Raw genomic sequence first — 21695 nt, 5'->3', positions numbered from 1 at the left:
CGAGATGATCGCCGATACCGAGCGCGTCGCCGTCGTCACCGGGGCCAGCCGAGGAGCGGGGCGGGGCATCGCGGCCGCGCTGCGCGACCGGGGCTGGCGCGTGTACGGCACCGGGCGCACCCCGTGCGCCGACGGCATCATCGGGGTGCGCGTCGACCACGGTGACGATGCGCAGGTGGCCGACCTCTTCGCCCGGGTCGACGACGAGTGCGGCGTCCTGCATCTGCTGGTGAACAACGCCGCCGCCGTCGACGACGCCCTCGTGGGGGCGAAACCGTTCTGGGAGAAGCCACTCCGGTTGGTCGACGTACTCGACGTGGGGCTGCGCTCGGCGTACGTCGCCTCCTGGTACGCCGCACCGCTACTCCTGCGCGCGGACCGCGGATTGATCGCGTTCACGTCGTCTCCCGGGTCGGTCTGCTACATGCACGGTCCGGCCTACGGGGCGCAAAAGGCCGGTGTCGACAAGCTGGCCGCCGACATGGCCGTCGACTTCGCGGGCACCGCGGTGGCCACGGCGTCGATCTGGATGGGCATCCTGCTCACCGAGCGGTTCGTCGGGGCGTTCGACGGCAGGCCCGAGGCGCTGGCGCGCACCGCCGAGCACGCCGAGACCCCGGAGTTCACCGGGCACGTGGTGGATGCGCTGTACCGCGATCCGGCGCTTCCCGAGCTCTCCGGTCAGACCCACGTGGGCGCCGAGCTGGCCATCGGGTACGGCATCACCGATGCCGGTGGCCGCACCCCGCCGTCGCACCGCGACGTGCTGGGTTCGCCCCGCATCCCGCACCCCGCGATCGTCCGGTGAGCGCCGCGATGGGGAAGACTGGGGCCATGCGCAGCTCACCGCAATGCTGGCTCACCGACATGGACGGCGTCCTGGTCCGGGAGGAACACGCACTCCCCGGGGCCGCCGAGTTCCTCCAGACCCTCGCCGACAAGCAGCGGCCCTTCCTGGTGCTCACCAACAACTCGATCTTCACGCCGCGCGATCTGGCGGCCCGGCTGGCCCGGTCGGGCCTGGTGGTCCCCGAGGAGTCGATCTGGACGTCGGCGCTGGCGACCGCGGCGTTCCTGCACGACCAGCTGCCTGGCGGATCGGCCTACGTCATCGGGGAGGCGGGCCTCACGACGGCCCTGCATCACGTGGGGTACACGCTCACCGACACCGATCCGGACTTCGTGGTGCTCGGCGAGACCCGGACCTATTCGTTCGAGGCCATCACCAAGGCGATTCGGCTCATCCTGGGAGGCGCGCGGTTCATCGCCACCAACCCCGACGTCACGGGCCCGTCGGCGGAGGGGCCGCTGCCCGCGACGGGTTCGGTGGCCGCGCTCATCACCAAGGCCACCGGCCGCGATCCGTACTTCGTGGGCAAGCCCAACCCCATGATGTTCCGCAGCGCGCTCAACCGCATCGAGGCCCACTCGGAGCAGACCATCATGGTCGGCGACCGGATGGACACCGACGTCGTGGCAGGCATCGAGGCCGGGCTGGAGACCATCCTGGTACTCACCGGATCGACCGAACGGGCCGACGTGGAGCGCTATCCGTTCCGGCCGAGCCGCGTGCTGGACTCGATCGCCGACGCCGTGTCCCTCATCTGACGTGGTGGGCGACGGCAGCGCCGCAGGCCCCCTGGCCGGCGTGCGGGTGGTCGAGATCTCGAGTTTCGTCGCCGTGCCGCTGGCCGGCATGACGCTGGCGCAACTCGGCGCCGACGTGGTGCGCGTCGATCCCGTCGGCGGCGCGGCGGACTACCACCGCTGGCCCGTCACCGGCGACGGCGAGAGCATCTACTGGGCGGGGCTCAACAAGGGCAAGCGGTCGGTGGCGGTCGACGTCCGGTCCGACGGCGGGCAGGACCTGGTTCGCCGGCTCGTCGCCGACGCCGGCGTCCTGATCACCAACGTCGTTAAGCGGCAATGGCATTCCTACGAGGCGCTGGTGCGGCTGCGGCCCGACCTGATCCACGTCGAGGTGAGCGGCCGCGCGGACGGCGGCACCGGCGTCGACTACACCGTCAACGCGGGCGTCGGCTTCCCGCTCGTCACCGGTCCAGAGGATCTCGCAGTGCCGGTCAACCACGTGCTGCCGGCGTGGGACGTCGCGTGCGGGCTCTACGTGGCGCTGGCCGTCGCCGCCGCGGTGCGGCACCGCGACGCCACCGGGGCGGGACAACGGGTGGCGGTGCCGCTGGAGAACGTCGCGCTGGCCACTGCAGGCAACCTCGGCTTCCTCTCCGAGGTCATGGTCAACGGCACGTCGCGACCACGCATCGGCAACGCGATCTACGGCCAGTACGGCCAACGGTTCAGCAGCAGCGACGGCGCGGCCTTCATGGTCGTCGCGCTCACCCCACGGCACTTCGACGACCTGACCGCGCTGACCGGTACCGCCGATGCCGTTGCCGCACTGGGCACGTCGCTGGGCGTGGACTTCACCGACGAGGGCCAGCGCTACCGCCACCGCGACGCGTTGACGGGACTGTTCACCGTGTGGTTCAGCGCCCACACCGCCGAGGAGGTCGTCGCCGCGCTGTCGGCCACGTCGATCCTGTGGGAGCGCTACCGCACGTTCGCCGACGTCGTCGCCGACCCCAAGGTCACCGACAACCCGCTGTTCACGCAGCTGGACCAACCCCGGGTGGGCAGCTACCTGGCACCCGGACTGCCGCTGCGGATCGACGGCGAGTATCCGCCCGCGGTCCCCGCTCCCGCGCTGGGCCAGCACACCGCGGCGGTGTTGCGTGAGCGGCTCGCGCTCACCGACGCCCAGATCGCCGAACTCCTCGACGCCGGGACCATCTCGTGAGCGTGCTGCTCGACCTGCTCGACGTGCGTCCGGCCGGCAGCGGCGCCGTGTTCGTCGGCGGCGCCAGTGGGCCCGCCGGCAAGCGGGCCTACGGCGGTCAGCTCGCGGGACAGAGCCTGGTCGCCGCGCAGCGCACCGTCGTGGCGGCCAAGTCGCCCACCAGCATGCACCTGCAATTCCTGCGCGGGGGTGAGGCCGGCGACACCGTCGACTACGTGGTCACGTCCGTCTACGACGGCCGCACCGCGGCCTCCCGGCGGGTCGATGCGTACCAGGCGGGCCGCCTGCTCACGACGGCCACGGTGTCGTTCGCCGCGCCCCTGGCGGGACCGGTGCACGGTGCGACGGACCTCCCCGACGACCCCGATGCGCTGCCGCGTACCGGCCCCGCCGGGCCCGCACCGTCGCTGCCGCTGGACGAGATCGACGTCCGGATCGTCGACGACCGCTCGTCGGGCGAGTTCGTGCGACGGCTGTGGTGGCGCGTCACGGTCGAGCTGCCCGACGACGCCCGCCTGCACGACGCGATCGCGACGTACGTCTGCGATCTCTACATGATCGACGCGGTCCTGCGGGTGCACGGGCATTCGATGGCGGGCCGTACGCACCGCAGCGGCACCACCGATTCGTCGATCTGGTTCCACCGTCGGGTGCACGCCGACCAGTGGAATCTGCTGGAGTCCCGGTCGCCTGCGGCCGCCCGTGGCCGCGGGGTGGTCACCGCGCGCCTGGTCGGCGCGGACGGTCAGGTCGTCGCCACGCTTGTTCAGGAGGGGCTCATCGCGGAGCGGGAGCCCCCGACCGTGTGACCCACGAGCGGCTCCCGCGCCGCGTGCGAATGGTCCTGCGCGCCAGCGTGAGCAGCTGGGTCGATGCCACGCCGACGGCGATCGCGGCGAGCACTCCGAGCAGCCGGTGCTCGCCGAACAGCGGGTATACCTGGTAGTGCGTCAGATAGATGAACAGCGAGGCCTCGGCGACGACGCCGGCGGTCGCCGTGAGCGCCGACGGGCACCGGATCGCGGGCAGCCAGATGAGTAGTGCGAGGCCCACGAACACCAGCACCTCGCGGTTCGGCTGACCGAAGTAGCCGACGATGCCCAGCGCGAGCACCGCGGTGACGGCGAGGCGTTGCAGCAGCGTGGTCGACTTGGCCGCGGCCCATCCGATCGCGAAGAACCAGAACGCCAGCATCGTGAACCAGGCATCGTGGCCGAGCCCGAACCCGAAGACGTCCCAGCGCAACGCCATGCCGAGGGCCAGGAAGGCCGCGGCGAACCCGAACGGCCAGCGCCGCTCGGCCCGGTCGCCGACCGGGGTCCAGCACACCACGGCCAGGGCCACCAGGACCCACACGATGACTTCGACGAACCACAGCCGGCCGGCGGTCATGCTGTCGTCGGGGCCCAGGAACTTGTTGGCCAGCAGCAGGTTCGTCGGCGTGTAGTCGTCGGTGACCAGGAGCGCGAACGCGATCCACAGCAGCGACGGCAGCGCGATCCACGCGATCGTGGTGCGGAGGTGGCGGACCCGTTCGAGCCGGGGCAGCGGTGTCAGGCAGAACCGCCCGAAGTTGTAGCCGGCGACGCCCAGCAGGACGTGCGCCCCGCCCCACAGCACCCACAGGTCGGCGTGTGATCCGGCGATGAGCACGATGGCCGTGGCGCGCAGTGCGACGCTGGTCTCCAGCGTGGTGCCCCACCACCGGCGGGTCGTGCGCGAGGACTCGAGTTCCCGCAGCGGCAGCCGTTGCCAGTCGGCGGGCAGATGCCCCAGCGCGCGTTCGAGCCGCACCGACATCGCGACGTAGGACAGCGAGTTGCCGCCGAGGTCGACGAAGCTCTGCTCGGCGGAGATGCGCTCGGGATCGCACTGCAGCACGTCGGCGAACAGGCCACGAAGGTCCAGCCGTTCGCCGCGCTGCGGGTCGTCGCGGGCGACGACGAGTTCGCGGACGCTGCGGTGGTCGGGCTTGCCGGACGGCAGACGCGGGATCTCGTCGACGTCCAGCACGCGGATCGCGGCCCGCGGCAGCCCCGACGCTGCCGCCGCGACGGCGGTCACGTCGCAGCCGGCGGGACGCGCGGCGGCCGCGACGAGCAGCAGCCCGTCGCCGTCGGTGCAGATGGCCTCGACGTCGGCGGCGCGCAGCCGGGCCTCGACGCGCTGCAGGTCGATGCGCAGACCGTAGAGCTTGACGAAGCGGTCGCGCCGTCCGAGGACGCGGTAGAGCGTCGGCCCACCGTCGGGCTCGACGGTGGTGGCGATGTCACCGGTGCGGAGTTCGTCGAGGGTCGCGCCCAGCGCCAGATCGGTGGGACGGTGCGCGTATCCCATCATGACGTTTGGCCCGGTGTACACCAATTCGCCACTGCCGTCGGCGATTCCGTCGACGGGATCGATGCGCAGGTGGCCACCGGGGATCGGCACGCCGATGACGTCGGGGTGGTCGTGCGCCAGCGCGGGCGGCAGGTACGCCATGCGGGCGGTGGCCTCGGTGGCCCCGTACATGACGAACAGCTGCCAACCGCGGCGTTCGCCGAGCGCGGCGAAGTGGCGCACCCGGTCGGGCGCGAGCCGACCGCCCGCCTGCGTGACGTAGCGCAGGTGCGGCAACGCCATCTCGTCGAAGCCCACCCGGTCCAACAGGTCGAACGTGTGCGGCACCCCGGCGAACGTGGTCCCGCGGCGGCTGCGGAAGAGGTCCCAGAACGCGTCGTCGACGACCGACCGGTCGGTGAGGATCAGGCCGGCTCCGCGCAGCAGGTGCCCGTGCACCACCGAGAGGCCGTAGCAGTAGGACATCGGCAGCGTGGTCGCGGCCCGGTCGGTGTCGCGGATGTCGAGATAGTCGGCGATCGCCTCGGCGTTGGCCGCGAGGTTGGCGTGCGAGAGCCGCACCAGCTTCGGCGAGCCGGTGCTGCCGGACGTCGACAGCAGCAGGGCGAGGTCGGGGTGCAGCGGTACGTGGCCGGGGCGGCGGCGCTCGGTGACGCCGTCGGAGACGACGTACTCGGGCCGGTAGGTCTCGAGCAGGGCGGCGTGGTCGCCACCCGCGGGCAGCGGCAGCACCACGTGACCGCCGGCCAGGGCGCCCAGATAGCCGACCAGCGTGTCCATGTCGTTGCGCGTCTCGATGGCCACGACGGTGCGGCGCGAACCGAAATCCGTTGCCCGCCTCTCGACGGCGGCCGCCAGCTCGCGGTAGGTCACGGTGCCACGGTCGGTGTGCACGGCCGCGGCGTCGCCGAAGCCCGCGAGGTGGCCGACGACGTCGTCGAACAGGCTCATCGAATGCGCGCCCCGTCGGAGAAGACGACGGCCCGGCCCGAGACCCGGATACGGACCTTCGCGTCGACCTCGGGGGGTGCCACGCTGTGCTGGCGCACGGTGACGGCCCCCGCCTCGCCGCCCAGGTCGACGGTCAGCAGCACGTCGTGGCCGCGGAACTCCGAGGCCAGCACCGTGGCCAAGCCCTTGGGGTCGCCGGCGTCGGGGGTGTCGGCTGCGTGGGTGTCCTCGACGGCGGTGGCGACGAGTTGCTCCGGCCGCAGCATCAGCGTGCCGGCGCCGTCGGCGGGGCATCCGTGGACCGGCAGCGCCCCCAGCGCGCACTCTGCGACCGCGCCGGTGACGGTGCACGGCAGCAGCACGCAGTCGCCGAGGAACTCGGCGGTGAACCGATCCTCCGGTTCGCCGTAGACCTGCCGCGGGGTGCCGATCTTGGTGAACCTGCCCGCGCGCATCACGGCGACCTGGTCGGCGATCGACAGCGCCTCCTCCTGGTCGTGGGTCACCAGCAGGGTGGTCACCCCGGCGTCGGAGAGCAGGTCCGCGACGGCCTTGCGGGTCGAGGCCCGCAGCCCGGTGTCCAGGGCGCTGAACGGCTCGTCGAGCAACATCACGGCGGGCCGGCGGGCCAGGGCCCGGGCCAGGGCGACCCGCTGCTGCTGGCCACCGGACAGCTCGTGGGGGCGGCGGCCGGCATAGGACGGGTCCAGCGACACCGTCTCGAGCAGTTCGGCCACCCGGTCCTGGCGCGCGCGCCCGCGCATGGATCCCGCCAACCCGTAGGCCACGTTCTGCCCGACGGTGAGGTGCGGGAACAGCGCGCCGTCCTGGGCGACGTACCCCACGTCGCGGCGGTGCGCGGGCACGCTCACGCGGTCGCCGCTGACCTCGCGACCCCCGATGGCGATCGACCCGGCGTCCGGGTTCTCGAAACCCGCCACCAGCCGCAGCAGCGTCGTCTTGCCGCACCCCGACGCGCCGACCACCGCCGTGAGACTCCCGGTGGCCACCGTCAGGTCCACGCCGTGCAACACGGTGTCGTCGCCGAACGACTTCACCAGCCCGGTGATCGCGAGGGCATGTCCGGTCACGAGGCGACCGCCCTGCTCGACTGCCGCGACAGCAGCACCGTCACGGGCACCGACAGCACGACGAGCAGCAGCGCGTACGGCGCCGCCCCGGCGTAGGCCAGTTCACTCGACAGCGACCAGAACCGCATCGCCAGCGTGCTGGTACCGGTGGGGGCCAGCAGCAGGGTCGCGGTGAGTTCGGTGGCCACCGCCACGAACACCAGCGACGCGCCCGCCGCGGCCGCCGGGGCCGTCAGTCGCAGCGTGACCCGTAGGAACGTCCACGTCGGGGACACCCCCAGCGAGCGCGACGCCTCCTCCAGGCCGGGCGGTACCTGCGCGAGCCCGGACCGCAGGTTCACCATGGCCCGGGGCATGAACATCAGCACGTACGCCGCCACCACCAGGCCCACCGTCTGATAGAGCGGCGTGGCGTAGCGGATGGCGACGGTAACCAGGGCAAGCGCGGTCACGATTCCGGGCATGGCACTCGTCACGAAGTTCGACCCCTCCACGAAGCGGGCGAACACGCCGCGGTAGCGCACCGCCACCCAGGCGAACGGGAACGCCAGCAGCGTGGTGGCCGCCGCCGCGGCGGCGGCCAGCGCCACGGTCTGCGCGGTGGCCGGGACGATCTGGGCCATGTCCCACACCGGGGCGCCGCCGATCCAGAGCCAGCGCAGCAGCGTCCACACCGGCACCCCGAGCGCCAGCGCGATCGTGGCCGCCAACACGGCGAACGCGGGCAGCCGCAGCGCACCCAGGTGGTGCGGCACCGCCTGGCGTTGGGCGCCGGAGCCCAGCCGGGAGTACCTGGCGTTGCCGCGCACCCCCGCCTCCCCGGCGAGCAGCACCAGGCACAGCAGGATCAGCACGCCGGCGAGCGTGCTGCCCGCGGCACCGTTGAACGTGGCCTGGAACTGTTCGAAGATCGCGGTGGTGAAGGTGGCGAAGCGCAGCATTGCGAAGGCGCCGTATTCGGCGAGCAGGTGCACGGCGATCAACAGCCCGCCGCCGAGCACCGCCAGTCGCAGCTGGGGGAGCACGACGCGGCAGAACACCGCGAACGGGCTGGAACCCAGGGCGCGCGCGGACTCCTCCATGGCCGGATCGAGGCGCCGCAGCGTGGCGGCCGCGGGGACGTAGGCGAAGGGGAAGTAGGACAGCGTGGCCACCAGCACGCCGGCCCCGAACCCGTGCAGGGTGGGGACCACGCTCACCCATGCGTAGCTGTTGATGAACGCGGGCACCGCCAGCGGCGCCACGAACAGCGGCCGCCATACCGCGCGGCCCGCGACGTCGCTGCGCTCGACGAGCCAGGCGGCCGCCACCCCGAGCACCACGCACAGGGGCACCGTGACCACCACGAGGCCGACGGTGTTGACGAGCAGCTCCAGCACGCGGGGGCGCAGCACGAGGTCGCCCAGCCGTGCCGGTCCCAGCGACAAGACCGAGACGATCACGTAGACGATGGGCACGAGCGTGGCGGCGACGAGCAGGGTGACGACCGTGGTCACGACGGCACCCGGGCGGCGGCGGGCCGCCCGGGCGGGCATCGCGTCGACCGGGGTCTCCTCGGTCGGCGTCGGTTCAAGCGCGACCACGTCAACCACGCACCTAGAGCAGACCAGCCTTCGTCATCAGATCGGTGACCTGCTGCGAATCAAGGTCCGACGGGTTGACCGCGGGGGCCTGCAGGTCGGCCAGGGGCACCAGCGCCTTGTTGGCGGGCACGCCGGAGGCGACGGGGTATTCGAACGACGTGCCGTTCTCCAACACCTCCTGACCGGCCTTGCTGGTGACGAACTGGAGGAACTTCTGTGCGTCGGCCTGGTGCTTGCTCGACGCGAGGACGCCGCCACCCGAGATCGACACGAAGGCGCCCGGGTCCTGGTTGCGGAAGTAGTGCAGCGCGACGTTGTTGCTGATGTCCTTGGTCTCGGCCTGGTCGCGGAACCAGTAGTAGTGGTAGATCACGCCGCCGTCGACCTGGCCGTCGTTGACGGCGCGCAGGGTGGCGATGTTGTCGGAGTAGATCTCGGCGCCCGCCTTCATGCCCGCGAGCCACTGCGAGGTGGCCTGCTCCCCGGTGAGCTGCAGCATGGCCGCGACGATGGCCTGGAAGTCCGGTTTCACCGGGGGAGCACCCCAACGCCCCTTCCACTCCGGTCGCTGCAGATCCATCAGCGACTTCGGCAGCTGCGCCTCGGTCAGCTTGTTCTTGTCATAGGCGAACACCGTGGTGCGGGCGGCGACGCCGGTCCACTTGTCGGTGGCCGGGCGGTACTGCGCGGGCACCTGGGCGACGGTGGCGGGGTCGACGTCGGCGAACAATCCCGCCTTCTCGACGGCGGCCATGGCGGGGGAGTTCTCGGTGAGGAACACGTCGGCCGGCGACGACGAGCCCTCGGCGATGATCTGGTTGCCCAGCTCGGTGTCCCCGCCCTGACGGTAGGTGACCTTGATGCCGGTCTCCTTGGTGAAGGCGTCGATCCACTCCTTGGTGAGCGATTCGTGCTGGGCGTTGTAGATCAGCAGCCCGTCGGCCTCGTCCGACGACGAGCACGCCACGAGCCCCGCGGCCAGTGTCAACGTCGCCGCCATCGCGGTCATGCGGCTCCAGCGACTCCAGCGCTTCGACATCGACCAGCCCTTCCGTGCTCAGGTGAGGTTTGCCTAACGAAGATACCCCCTGTCGGATCGAGACCTGGACCACGTCGGTCGCGGGCTCAGCTCACCCCGGGTGCGACGCCGCGCCGACCGGGCGGCCGGCGAGCACCGTGGCGGCGACCAGGTCGACGCCGGGGCGGTACGCCAGGTGCACGTGACTGGGTGCCGCCAGCACCACGAAGTCGGCGCGCCTGCCCACCTCGAGCACCCCGACGTCGGTGCGGCGCAACGCCGCAGCGCCTCCCGCGGTAGCCGCCCACAGCGCCTCGGCGGGGGTCAGGTGCATGTCGCGCACGGCGAGCGCGACGCACAGCGGCATGCTCGTGGTGTACGAGCTACCGGGGTTGCAGTCGGTGGCAAGCGCCACCGTGACGCCGGCGTCCACGAAACGCCTGCCGTCGGGCCAGCGTGCCCGCGTGCTGAACTCGGCGCCCGGCAGCAGCGTCGCCACCGTCGAGGAGGCCGCCAGGGCCTCGATGTCGTCGTCGGTGGCGTAGGTGCAGTGGTCCACGGAGGCGGCATCGAGGTCCACGGCGAGCCGGATGCCGTCGCCGGGCCCGAGCTGACCGGCATGGAGCCGCGGGTGCAGCCCGGCGCCGACGCCGGCGGTCAGGATGGCCCGCGCCTCGTCGACGTCGAACGCCCCGCGATCGCAGAACACGTCGATCCACCGGGCATGCGGTGCGCACGCGTCGAGCATGCTGGTGCACACCAGGTCGACGTACTGGTCACGGCGCGAGCGGAATTCGGCGGGCACGACGTGCGCGCCCAGGAACGTGGTCTCGTCGGTGAACCGCGCGGCCACGCGCAGGCTGCGGGCCTCGTCGTCGACCGTCAAGCCGTAGCCGCTCTTGGTCTCGAACGTCGTGACGCCGCAGCGACGCAGTTCGCCCCTCAGGCGGGCGACGTTGGCCGCCAGGACGTCGTCGGGGGCGCGGCGGGTGGCGGCCACCGTGGTGGCGATGCCGCCACCGTCGTAGGGCTGCCCCGCCATGCGGGCGGCGAACTCCGCGGCCCGGTCGCCGTCGAAGACGAGGTGGGCGTGGCTGTCCACGAAACCGGGGATCACCGCGCGGCCCTGGCAGTCGACGCGCTCGTCGGCGTCCGGGGCCGCGCTGCTCGGACCGACCCACGCGATGCGGTCCTCGTCGACGAGAAGTGCTGCATCCGTGATGATTCCGAGGGGGCTGTGATCGCCCTGCGTGGGGTCGTTGGTGACCAGTTCCGCGATGTCGTCGTAGCGAATGCTCATGAGATGCTCCTGCTCGGTGCGCCGTCGAGCAGCGCCGTGATGGCGTCGGCGAGATCGTGGGCGGGGGCGGCGATGCGGGCGTGGCGACGCCCGGCCACCACCACGCGACCGTCGACGACGACGTCGGTGACGTCCGCCGCGGTCGCGGCGAAGACGGCGGTCTCGGCGCTGGCCGGGCCGCCGGCGGTGCGGATCGATCCGAGGTCGACGGCGACGAGGTCCGCGCGCTGCCCGACGCTCAGCCGGCCGGCGTCGTGGAAGCCGAGCGCCCGGTGGCCGTTGGCGGTGGCGGCGGTGAGCAGATCGTCGGCGGCGAACAGCCCGCGCTCCCGGCGGGCCAGGCGCTCGTCGAGTTCGACGCCGCGCGCCTCCTCGAACAGGTCGATCACCGCGTGGCTGTCCGATCCCAGGCTGAACGGCCCCGCGGTCTGCATCAGCGCCGACGCGGGGCCGATGCCGTCGCCGAGGTCGCGTTCGGTGGTGGGGCAGAAGCAGATTCCCGTGATCGTGGTGTCGAGGTCGTCGACGTCGGCGTCGGTCAGGTGGGTGGCGTGGACGGCGGTGGTGCGCGGTCCGAGCACGCCGTGATCGCGCAGCAGCGCCGTGGGGGTGCGGCCATGGACGGCCAGGCACTGGTCCACCTCGGCGGTCTGCTCGGAGGAGTGCACGTGCACCGGGGCGCCGTGCGAACCCGCCCACTCCACGACGGCGCCCATGTGCTCCACGGGCACACCGCGCACCGAGTGCAGTGCGGCCCCGATCACGACGTCGTCGGCGGCGGCGTACTGCTGGTGCAGCGTCTCGGTCCGCTCGGCCCAACGCACCCCGCTGCCGTCGCCGAACCGCTGCTGCGGCCCCTCGGCCAGCGGTGCCCCGTCGACACCCGAGCTGAGGTAGCAGGTGTCCAGCAGGGTGATGCGCAGCCCGGCCTCGCGTGCGGCGGCGATCAGGGCGTGCCCCATGGCATTCGGATCCGCGTAGGGCGTCCCGCCGCGGTCGTGATGCAGGTAGTGGAACTCGCCGACACACGTGATGCCCGCCAGGGCCATCTCGGCGTAGACCCCGCGCGCCAACTGGTAGTAGCCGTCGGGAGTCAGGCGGTCCGCGGCCCGGTACATCAGGTCGCGCCACGTCCAGAACGTGCCGCGGTCGCGCTGCGTGCGGGACCGCAGCGCGCGATGGAACGCGTGCGAGTGTGCGTTCGCCAACCCGGGCAGCACCAGCCCGGTGAGCACCGTGTCGGCGTCGCGGCGGTCGGTGGCGGTGGTGACCGCGGTGACGTAACCGTCGCTGACCTCGACGGTCACGCCGTCGGCGGCGGTGTCCCCGCCGAGCCACGCGTGCTCGCACCAGAAGCGGGTGGTGGTCATCCGCCGATCCAGTCCGCCATGACGGCCGCCAGGGCGTCGGCGCCGAGGCGGCAGTCGCTGATCTCGGCGTACTCGTCGGGTGAGTGGGAGACACCAGTCGGGTTGCGCACGAACAGCATTGCGGTGGGCAGCACCGCGGCGAGCACGCCGGCGTCGTGTCCGGCGGCGGTGGGCAGCACCGGCAGTTCGCCGAACCGCGGTGCCAGGATGCGTTGGATGCGTGCCCGCGGCGCCTCTGGGAAGTGCACTGCGGGGGAGATGGATTCGGCCTCGATCGAGACCGTGGTGCGGTCGCCGTCGGCGTTGCGCGTGGCGTCGGCGGTGATGTCGGCGACCAGGGCGGCCAAGGTGTCCTCGTCGGCCGCGCGGGCGTCCAGCCAGGCGAGCACCTGTGAGGGAATGGCGTTGGCGCCGTTGGGCGTCACGCGCACCTTGCCGAACGTGGCCACCGCCTGGTGAGCGGCCGCGCGGGCGCGGGCGTCGTGCACGGACGTGGCGAACGTCAGCATCGGGTCGCGGCGGTCGACGAGCCGGGTGGCCCCGGCGTGGTTGGCCTCGCCTCCGAACGCGAACTGCCAGCGGCCGTGGGGCCAGATCGCCGACGCCACCGCCAGTGGCTCGTCGACGAGGTCGAGTGCGCGACCCTGCTCGACGTGCAGTTCGACGTAGACGCCCACCCGCCGGGTGAGCGTCGGGTCGGCGCCGACGTGACGCGGGTCGCGGCCCGCGGCCGTCATCGCCTCGGCCAGCGAGGTGCCGTCGGCGTCGCGCAGACCCAACGCGCGCTCGGCGGTGACCGCACCGGCGGACAGTTGCGAGCCCACGCACGCCACGCCGAAGCGCGCACCCTCCTCGTCGGAGAACGCGGCGACGGCCACGGGCCGGCGCGGCGTGACGCCGGTGCGCTGCAGGGCGTCGATCGCCGCGAACGCGGTGACGATGCCCAGCGGCCCGTCGAACGGGCCGCCGTCGGGCACCGAGTCCAGGTGGGACCCGGTGACGAACGCGTCACGGGGGTCACCGGTGTGCCCGGGTGGCAGCCACCAGGCCCACAGGTTTCCGTTGCGGTCCTCCTCGACGCTCATGCCGCGCTGGGCGGCCTCGCCGGTGAACCACTCGCGCAGCGTCAGATCGGCGGTGCTCCAGGCGAATCGACGGTAGCCGCCGCTGGCCGGGTCGCGGCCGACGTCGAGGATGGACTCCCACAGCGAGTCGAACGTGCTCACCGGGCGTCCCGCATGGGGATGCGCACACCGCGCTCGGCGGCGACCTCGGCGGCGTGTTCGTAGCCGGCGTCGACGTGCCGGATGACGCCCATCGCGGGATCGTTGGTCAGCACGCGCTCGAGCTTGGCCGCCGCGAGTTCGGTGCCGTCGGCGACGCACACCTGGCCGGCGTGGATGGACCGGCCGATGCCGACGCCGCCGCCGTGGTGCAGCGACACCCAGGAGGCGCCGGACGCGGTGTTGACCAAGGCGTTCAGCAGCGGCCAGTCGGCGATGGCGTCGGAGCCGTCGAGCATCGCCTCGGTCTCGCGGTAGGGCGAGGCCACCGATCCGGAGTCGAGGTGGTCGCGGCCGATGACGATGGGCGCGGAGACCTCGCCGCTGGCCACCATCTCGTTGAATCTCAGCCCCGCACGGTGGCGTTCGCCGTAACCGAGCCAGCAGATGCGGGCGGGTAGACCCTCGAACTCGACCTTCTCACCGGCCATGGTGATCCAGCGGCGCAGGTGTTCGTTGCCGGGAAACAGTTCCAGGATGGCGCGGTCGGTGGCGGCGATGTCGGCGGGATCGCCCGACAGCGCGACCCAGCGGAACGGGCCGAGACCCTCCTCGAACTGCGGCCGGATGTAGGCCGGGACGAAGCCGGGGAAGTCGAAGGCGCGGTCGTAACCGGCCTTGCGCGCCTCGTCGCGGATCGAGTTGCCGTAGTCGAACACCTCGGCGCCCTTGTCGAGGAAGCCGACCATGGCGGCGACGTGCTTGGCCATCGACTCCTGCGCCTGCTCGGTGAAGTAGCCGGGATCCTTGTCGGCCATCTTCGCCATGTCCTCGAAGTCGACCCCGATGGGCAGGTACGACAGCGGATCGTGGGCCGAGGTCTGATCGGTGACGACGTCGATCAGCGCGTCGCGTTCCAGCAGTGCCGGGAACACCTCGGCCGCGTTGCCGACGACGCCGATGGACAACGGCCGCTTGGCATCTCGCGCCTCGACGGCCCTGGCCAGGGCGTCGTCGAGGTCGGTGGCCTTGACGTCGAGGTAGCGCTTGGCGATGCGCCGGTCGATGCGGCTCTCGTCGACGTCCACGCAGATGGCCACGCCCTCGTTCATCGTGACGGCCAGCGGCTGGGCGCCGCCCATGCCCCCGACGCCCGCGGTCAGCGTGATGGTGCCCGCCAGCGTGCCCCCGAAGCGTTTCTTGGCCACCGCGCCGAAGGTCTCGTACGTGCCCTGCAGGATGCCCTGGGTGCCGATGTAGATCCACGAACCGGCCGTCATCTGCCCGTACATGATGAGCCCGGCGGCCTCCAGTTCGCGGAAGTACTCCCAGTTGGCCCAGTCGCCCACCAGGTTCGAGTTGGCGATCAGCACGCGCGGCGCCCACTCGTGGGTCCGCAGGACGCCGACCGGCTTGCCGGACTGCACCAACAGGGTCTCGTCGTCTTCGAGGGCGCGCAGGCTCGCCACGATGGCGTCGAAGGCCTCCCAGCTTCGTGCCGCCCGTCCGGTGCCGCCGTAGACGACGAGCTTGTCGGGATGCTCGGCGACCTCGGGGTCGAGGTTGTTGCTCAGCATCCGCAGCACGGCTTCCTGCTGCCAGCCCTTGCAGGACAGGGTGGTCCCGCGCGCGGCGCGCACGGTACGTGGACCGGAGGGGTGGTCGGTCATGTCGCGAATCCTTCTGCAGCTGGTGGGTGGTGGACGACATGCTCAGCACACCCCATTCGGTGACCTTGCCGCAGCCGCGATTTCGGGATAGTGTCTCGGATCCGAGATCAACGGAGGATGGTCGGTGTCCAGTGCTTCGCCGGCGGTGGGACGCTCGCTGCAGCTGCTGTTGGCGCTGGCGTCGCGGACCGGTCCCGTCGGGGCGGCGACGTTGGCCCGCGAGCTGAACATCCCGCGCTCGACGGTGTATCACCTGCTCGACGTCCTCATCGACCACCACTTCGTGGTGCACCTGCCCGAGCAGCACGGCTACGGGCTGGGCGTGGCCGCCTTCGAGATCGGTTCGGCCTACATGCGGCACGAACCGTTGGAGTTGCTGGCGCGTCCGGTGCTGCGCCGACTGGTGGACGGGATCGGCGAGACCGCCCACCTCGGCGTGCTGCACGGCGCCGAGACGCTCTACCTGCTCAAGGAACAGCCCGCGATCGCCCGGGTGCCGGTGACGTTGGTCAGCGACGTCGGCGTCCGACTTCCGGCGCACCTCACCGCCAGCGGACGGTCGATCCTGGCGCACCTGCCCGCGGCGCAGGTGCGCGCGCTGTTCCCGTCGAGCACCGCCTTCGTCGTCCGCACCGGTCGCGGTCCGGCCTCGTTGCCGCAGCTGCGCAGCCTGCTCGCCGAAGAACGCGCGCGCGGGTGGGCCGACGAGGACGGATTGATCACCGAGGGATTGCACTCGGTGGCCGCGTGCGCGTTCGACCACTCCGGCCGACCGGTGGCGGCGATCAGCGTGACGCGCCGCACCGACCGTTCGTCGCTCGCCGTCGACGAGTTGGTGCGGCGCGTTCGGCACGCGGCGCAGCAGTTGACGTGGGCGGTGTCCGGGGTGGCTCCGCCGGGCTGGTTCGACACCCCGCCGCCGACCGCGCGCTGAGGGTCTAGCGCCCTGGCGTCGACGGCTCGGCGGTGCCGACCCACGGCAGGCTGTCGATGGCCGCCAGCACGGCATTCTCGGCGTCGCGGTCGCCGACGGTCACCCGGATTCCCTCGCCGTCGAAGGCGCGCACCGAAACCCCGTGTGCCACACAGGCGTCCCGCAGTTCGGCGGTGCGTGCGCCCACCGGGAACCAGACGAAGTTGGCGCCGCTGACCGGAGTGTGGAGTCCGCGTCTGGCGGCCTCGGCCCGCAGGTGGTCGCGACCGTCGCGGACCACGTCGACGATGTGCCCGGTGTGCGTGGTGTCGGCCCACGCCGCGCGGGCGCCGGCCTCGGCGACCAGGCTCAGCCCGAAGGGCGGAGCCGCGGCGCGCACGTTGTCGGCCACGTCGGGATGGGCGATCATGTACCCGGCGCGGAGGCCGGCCAGGCCGTAGGCCTTGGAGAAGGTGCGGAAGACCACGACGTTGGGGTAGCGCCGCACCAGGCCGAGCCCATCGGCGGCGACCGTCGCGAACTCCTGGTAGGCCTCGTCCAGCAGCACCAGCACGTCGTCGGGTACCGACGTGATGAGGCGTTCGATCTCGCTGCGGGGCAACTCGGTACCCGTCGGATTGTTCGGGTTGCACACGATGACCGCTCGGGTGGCCGGGGTGACGGCGGCGAGCATGGCATCGACGTCGTGGGTGTGCGTGGCGTCCAGCTCGACGGGCACGGGGCTGGCTCCGACGACGCCGACGAGGATCGGGTAGGCCTCGTAGCTGCGCCAGGCGTGCACCACCTGCGTCCCGGCTCCGGTATAGGCCGCCAGCGTGTGCTGCAGCAGCGCCAGCGACCCACCGCCGACGGCGATCCGTTCGGGAGCGACGTCCAGTCGCGCGCTGAGGTCGGCGATGAGCAGGTCGCCTTGCAGCGAGGGGTACAGGTGCGCGTGGGCGGCTGCCTCCCCGATGGCCCGCTGCACCCGTGGCGAAGGGGGCACGGTCGATTCGTTCGACGACGCCCGCCAGCGCACCTGGTTCAGCCCGGCGGCGCGCGAGTACCGCGGAAGTGCCGCGACCACGGGGCGTGGCCGAACCGTGGGACCGGCGGTGGCGGGCCGGGTCACGACAACGCGCCCGTCACGCGCTCCGCGGCCGCGACCAGCGCGCCGCTGCGTGCCAACTCGACCACCGCGGCGATCTCGGGGGACAGGTAGCGGTCGGTGCCGGGGCCGTCGACGTGCTCGCGCACCGCGGCGACGACGGCCGCGGTCGCCGGCGCCGGGGTCAGCGGCGCGCGCAGGTCGAGCGCACGGGCCGCGGTGAGCACCTCGACGGCGAGCACCCGGGTGAGTCCGTCGAGGGCGCGGCGCAGTTTGCGTGCGGCCGACCAGCCCATCGAGACGTGGTCCTCCTGCATGGCAGAGGAGGGGATCGAGTCCGCGCTGGCGGGGGCGGCCAGGCGCTTGAGTTCGGACACGATGCCGGCCTGGGTGTACTGGGCGATCATGTGGCCGCTGTCGACGCCGGGATCGTCGGCCAGGAAGGCGTTGAGCCCATGGTTGCGGGCGGGGTCCAGGAACCGGTCGGTGCGGCGTTCGCTCATCGACGCCACGTCGGCCACCACGATCGCGAGGAAGTCCAGGACGTAGGCCACCGGGGCACCGTGGAAGTTGCCGTTGGACTCCACCCGTCCGTCGAGGGTGACCACGGGATTGTCGACGGCACTGGCCAGTTCGCGCTGAGCGACGAGGCGGGCGTGGTCGGCGGTGTCGCGCGCACCCCCGGCGACCTGCGGTGCGCAGCGCAGCGAGTACGCATCCTGGACCACGGTGCAGTCGTCGGTCTTGTGGCTGGCCACGATCGCCGAATCGGCCAGCAGCCGGGTCATGTTCGCGGCGGCCGCGGCTTGACCGGGGTGGGGACGCAGCGCCTGCAGGTCGGCTGCGAAGACCCGTTCCGTGCCGAGCAGGCCCTCGACGCTCATCGCCGCGGCGACGTCGGCGAGCCGAAGCAGCGCGTCGAGGTCGGTCAGCGCGAGGACGAGCTGACCGAGCATGCCGTCGGTGCCGTTGATGAGGGCCAGCCCTTCCTTCTCGGCCAGTACTACGGGGGAAAGGCCATGGGCGGCAAGGGCTTCGGACGCCGGCATCAGGGAGCCGTCGCGGGTGCGGACGTGCCCTTCGCCGATCAGGGCCAGTGCGACGTGGGCCAGGGGGGCCAGGTCGCCCGAGCAGCCCAGGCTGCCGTACTCGTACACCACGGGCGTCAGACCCTCGGTGAGCAGACCGGCATAGGCCTGGACCACCGCAGGCCGCACACCGGTGCGTCCGGTCGCCAGCGTGGACAGGCGCAACAGCATCAGTGCGCGCACCACCTCGCGTTCGACCTCCGCGCCGGAACCGGCCGCATGGGAACGAATCAGGCTGCGCTGCAACTGAGCCCGTAGTTCGTGGGGGATGTGGCGGGTCGCCAGGGCGCCGAAGCCGGTGGAGACGCCATAGACCGGTGTCGGGTCGGCGGCCAGGGCCTCGATGCGCACCCGACTCTCGGCGACGGCCGCCATGGCCTCGTCGGACACCCGGACCGCGGCGTCGTGGCGGGCCACCGCGACGACGTCGGCGAAGCCGACCGGGCCGAGGCCCACCGTCACGACGGGGGCGGCCGGCAGGGTGGTGGGGGAGGGCGACACCATCGATCTATTTCCTGTCTCGTATCACAGACTTAAGTCTCATGTCCGATACTAGCCCTGCCGCAGCAGCGACCGGCCGCGGGCGCGCAGTTCCTCGACGCTGGTGACCCCCAGCAGCGCCATCGTCCTGGCGAACTGGTCCGACAGCAGCCCGATCACCTTGGCGACGCCGGCGTCACCGCCCGCCACCAGGCCCCACAGGTAGGGGCGTCCGATGAACGCCGCATCCGCACCCAGGGCCAGCGCCGTGGCGATGTCGGCACCGTGGCGCACACCGGAGTCCACGAAGATCGAGGCGTCGGGTCCCGCGGCCTCGCGCACCGGGGCCACCAGGTCGATGGGTGCCACGGTGCGGTCGAGCTGGCGTCCGCCGTGATTGGACAGGTGCACGCCGTCGATACCCAGACCGCGGGCCCGCACGGCGTCCTCCGGGCCCACGGGTCCCTTGAGGACGACGGGGCCGGGCCACAGGTCGCGCAGCCGCGCGAGATCGTCCCAGGACACCGACGGATCGAACTGCTTGGTGATGTTCTCGATGGTGTAACCGTCACCGCCGGCACCCGCGGCGACGTTGGCGAACTCCAGGGCGGGGCTGGCGAGCATCCTCGTCCAGTAACCGGGACGCATGCCGATGTCGACCAGGCCCTTCAGCGTCAGTTGGGGCGGGATGGTCAGGCCGTTGCGCACGTCGCGCACCCGGTGGCCGGAGACGGCGGTGTCGACTGCGATCTCGAGCACCCGGTACCCGGCTGCCGCGGCCCGTGCCACCAGGTCGGCGGTGCGCTCGCGGTCCTTCCAGACGTAGAGCTGGAACCATCGGTCGGCGTCGCCGAGGCCGCGGGCGGCGGCCACGTCCTCCAGCGACGTCGACGCCATGGTGGACAGCACGTACGGAATCCCGGCGCGGGCAGCGGGCCCGGCGACCGCCGGTTCGCCGAGCGTCGAGATCATCCGGGTGTAGCCCGTCGGCGCCAGCCCCAGCGGCAGTGCGGCGCGCCGGCCGAGCAGCGCCGCGGAGGTGTCCACGGTCGCCACGTCGACCAGCACGCTCGGGGTGAAACGCCACCGGCGGAAGGCGGCGACGTTGTCGGCCAGCGTCAGCTCTTCGTCGGCGCCGCCGTCGACGTAGTCGGCGACCGGGCGCGGCAGCCGCCGTCGGGCGAGCCGGTGCAGGTCCTCGACGGTCTTGCAGGCGTCGAGGCGGGCGGCGCGGCGGTTCAGCCGCGGGGGTTCGACCTGGATCAGCGCGCGGACTTCGCGTGCCTTCATGCCGGTGCGGCCTCTTGTTCGTCGTCGGCGGCCGCGGCATGCGGGCTGGGGGTGGACGGGATCGCGAACGTCGGCTCGGGGTACCCGGGGCGGTGGGGGAAGCGCTTCATCAGCAGCACGTAGAGACCGCCCGCGATGAAGATGCCCAGGATCCACGACACGTCCGCGCCGTCGAGCCAGGTGGCGACCGGGCCGGTGTAGAAGGGGCTGGCGATGAACGGCACCTCGACGACGATGCCGACCAGGTAGGCGGTCATGGCGCGCCAGTCCACGCCGCCGTAGTGGCCGTGCGGGGAGAACATGTCGTCGATGCTGTAGCGCTCCTTGCGGACCAGGTAGAAGTCGGCCAGGTTGATCGACGTCCACGGGATCAGGAAGTAGGCCAGCAGCAGGATGAAGTTGCTGAAGTTGCCCAGGAAGTCGTCCTTGCCGACCAGTCCGATCGTGGTGGCGATGGCGGCGACGACCACGATGAGCACCGCCCGCAGCAGTGGTGACACCTTCATCTTGAACATCGAGTTCAGCACCGTGGTGGTCGACATGAACATGCCGTAGAGGTTGAGCGAGTTCACGCCGATGACACCGCCGATGATGATGAGGAAGAACACGGCGTGGAATCCCGCGGCCTGGTCGACGATGAAGTCCACCGACCCGCCGTCGAAGGCGTCGGCGGCGACCGCGGCGGCGGTGGCGCCGAAGGCGAACATGAACATCGTCGAGAGCACCGTGCCGGCGTAGGTGAACCAGAACGATGCGCGCACCGAGGTGTCGGCAGGCAGATAGCGGGAGTAGTCGGCGACGTAGGGGGCGTAGGTCAGCTGCCAGGTGGCGGCGATCGCGGCGGCGGCCAGGAACAGCGCCCAGGAGAACTGCCCGGCGTGCCAGACGGCGCTCAGGTCGTTGGTGGTCACCAGGCGATAGCTCAGGTACAGGAAGGCCAGGCCGCTGACCACCGAGAGGACCTTCTCGGAGGCGTGGATGAGCCGGTACCCGAAGATCGCGAGCACGACGGTCAGCGCCACCACGATGACGATCGAGGCGTCGATGTCGATGCTGGTCAGGCTCGAGAACGCGGCTCCGCCCTGAACCGCCGTGGTGGCGAAGTACCCGATGTACATCAGGATGACCAGGATCAGCGGCAGGACGGCGCCGTAGAACCCGAACTGGGCGCGGCTCTGGATCATCTGCGGGATGCCGAGGATGGGTCCCTGCGCGGAGTGCAGGGCCATGAAGACCGCGCCGATCAGGTTGCCGACCAGTGACGCCAACAGCGCCCAGGGCAGCGAGAGGCCGATGGCCACGGAGATGGCGCCCGCGGCGATGGCGGTGACTTGAAGGTTGGCGCCGAACCACAGCGTGAACAGGCTGCGGGCGCGACCGTGGCGCTCGTGATGCGGAACGTACTCGATGGACCGCTGTTCGGGATTGAGGGCGGACATGGTGGCTTCTCCTCCG

Annotated in this window: 17 protein-coding genes; 5 read left to right on the top strand and 12 right to left on the bottom strand. The window is 71.8% G+C overall.

The features are described 5' to 3' along the window. Positions 1-4: 4 nt before the first annotated feature. The 4 genes from AC30CM_RS09770 to AC30CM_RS09755 all read left to right on the top strand — a co-directional run bounded on the left by AC30CM_RS09770 (position 5) and on the right by AC30CM_RS09755 (position 3624). Positions 5-808: an SDR family NAD(P)-dependent oxidoreductase gene (locus AC30CM_RS09770; protein ID WP_490116654.1), complete on the top strand. Its 804-nt coding sequence runs from the start codon at positions 5-7 to the stop codon at positions 806-808. A gap of 26 nt (positions 809-834) precedes the next feature. Continuing rightward, on the top strand, positions 835-1608 hold the full coding sequence (locus tag AC30CM_RS09765; RefSeq protein WP_490116653.1) for an HAD-IIA family hydrolase: 774 nt from the start codon (positions 835-837) through the stop codon (positions 1606-1608). Positions 1609-1696: 88 nt separating this feature from the next. After that, entirely contained in the window at positions 1697-2815 is a 1119-nt protein-coding gene (locus tag AC30CM_RS09760; protein ID WP_490116696.1) for a CoA transferase, read from the top strand. Continuing rightward, positions 2812-3624: an acyl-CoA thioesterase gene (locus tag AC30CM_RS09755; protein ID WP_490116652.1), complete on the top strand. Its 813-nt coding sequence runs from the start codon at positions 2812-2814 to the stop codon at positions 3622-3624. The genes AC30CM_RS09760 and AC30CM_RS09755 overlap by 4 nt, the downstream gene beginning before the upstream one ends. On the opposite strand, the gene AC30CM_RS09750 is transcribed toward AC30CM_RS09755, so the two are convergent. From AC30CM_RS09750 to hutU, 8 genes are all read right to left on the bottom strand, one after another. Beyond that, positions 3593-6106 carry an AMP-binding protein gene (locus AC30CM_RS09750; RefSeq protein WP_490116651.1) on the bottom strand — a complete coding sequence of 838 codons (2514 nt, stop codon included), beginning with the start codon at positions 6104-6106 and terminating at the stop codon, positions 3593-3595. The genes AC30CM_RS09755 and AC30CM_RS09750 overlap by 32 nt on opposite strands. After that, complete coding sequence (locus AC30CM_RS09745) at positions 6103-7197, bottom strand: ABC transporter ATP-binding protein (protein ID WP_490116650.1); 1095 nt, start codon at positions 7195-7197, stop codon at positions 6103-6105. Before AC30CM_RS09745 ends, AC30CM_RS09750 begins: the two co-directional genes overlap by 4 nt. Beyond that, positions 7194-8732 carry an ABC transporter permease gene (locus tag AC30CM_RS09740; protein WP_490116695.1) on the bottom strand — a complete coding sequence of 513 codons (1539 nt, stop codon included), beginning with the start codon at positions 8730-8732 and terminating at the stop codon, positions 7194-7196. Before AC30CM_RS09740 ends, AC30CM_RS09745 begins: the two co-directional genes overlap by 4 nt. 61 nt (positions 8733-8793) lie before the next feature. Continuing rightward, on the bottom strand, positions 8794-9819 hold the full coding sequence (locus AC30CM_RS09735) for an iron ABC transporter substrate-binding protein (protein ID WP_490116649.1): 1026 nt from the start codon (positions 9817-9819) through the stop codon (positions 8794-8796). A gap of 91 nt (positions 9820-9910) precedes the next feature. Next, positions 9911-11098, bottom strand: a complete 1188-nt coding sequence (gene hutI / locus AC30CM_RS09730) for an imidazolonepropionase (RefSeq protein ID WP_490116648.1) — start codon at positions 11096-11098, stop codon at positions 9911-9913. Further along, positions 11095-12468, bottom strand: a complete 1374-nt coding sequence (locus AC30CM_RS09725) for a formimidoylglutamate deiminase (protein ID WP_490116647.1) — start codon at positions 12466-12468, stop codon at positions 11095-11097. Before AC30CM_RS09725 ends, hutI begins: the two co-directional genes overlap by 4 nt. Continuing rightward, positions 12465-13694 (bottom strand): allantoate amidohydrolase, encoded by a 1230-nt coding sequence (locus tag AC30CM_RS09720; protein ID WP_490116646.1) that lies wholly within the window; start codon positions 13692-13694, stop codon positions 12465-12467. The genes AC30CM_RS09725 and AC30CM_RS09720 overlap by 4 nt, the downstream gene beginning before the upstream one ends. After that, complete coding sequence (hutU, locus tag AC30CM_RS09715; RefSeq protein ID WP_490116645.1) at positions 13691-15361, bottom strand: urocanate hydratase; 1671 nt, start codon at positions 15359-15361, stop codon at positions 13691-13693. The genes AC30CM_RS09720 and hutU overlap by 4 nt, the downstream gene beginning before the upstream one ends. 124 nt (positions 15362-15485) lie before the next feature. Between hutU and AC30CM_RS09710 the strand changes: the two genes are divergently transcribed. After that, positions 15486-16295: an IclR family transcriptional regulator gene (locus tag AC30CM_RS09710; protein WP_490116644.1), complete on the top strand. Its 810-nt coding sequence runs from the start codon at positions 15486-15488 to the stop codon at positions 16293-16295. A gap of 4 nt (positions 16296-16299) precedes the next feature. Here AC30CM_RS09710 and AC30CM_RS09705 read toward each other — a convergent pair whose 3' ends face one another. The 4 genes from AC30CM_RS09705 to AC30CM_RS09690 are packed head-to-tail and all read right to left on the bottom strand — an operon-like array spanning position 16300 to position 21679. Then, positions 16300-17361, bottom strand: coding sequence for an aminotransferase class I/II-fold pyridoxal phosphate-dependent enzyme (locus AC30CM_RS09705; protein WP_490116694.1), 1062 nt, complete (start codon positions 17359-17361; stop codon positions 16300-16302). A gap of 41 nt (positions 17362-17402) precedes the next feature. Further along, a complete protein-coding gene (hutH, locus tag AC30CM_RS09700; RefSeq protein WP_490116643.1) occupies positions 17403-18974 on the bottom strand; it encodes a histidine ammonia-lyase in 1572 nt (523 codons plus the stop codon). A 48-nt stretch (positions 18975-19022) separates the two neighbouring features. Further along, on the bottom strand, positions 19023-20240 hold the full coding sequence (locus AC30CM_RS09695) for an alpha-hydroxy acid oxidase (protein WP_490116642.1): 1218 nt from the start codon (positions 20238-20240) through the stop codon (positions 19023-19025). After that, positions 20237-21679 carry a purine-cytosine permease family protein gene (locus AC30CM_RS09690; RefSeq protein WP_490116641.1) on the bottom strand — a complete coding sequence of 481 codons (1443 nt, stop codon included), beginning with the start codon at positions 21677-21679 and terminating at the stop codon, positions 20237-20239. The genes AC30CM_RS09695 and AC30CM_RS09690 overlap by 4 nt, the downstream gene beginning before the upstream one ends. Between the last annotated feature and the right edge of the window lie 16 nt (positions 21680-21695).

It is taken from the genome of Mycobacterium sp. DHQP2018-32-09 (genome assembly GCF_058148405.1).
Note: the sequence above shows the minus strand (reverse complement) of the source record. Positions and strands in the feature narration are given on the sequence as shown.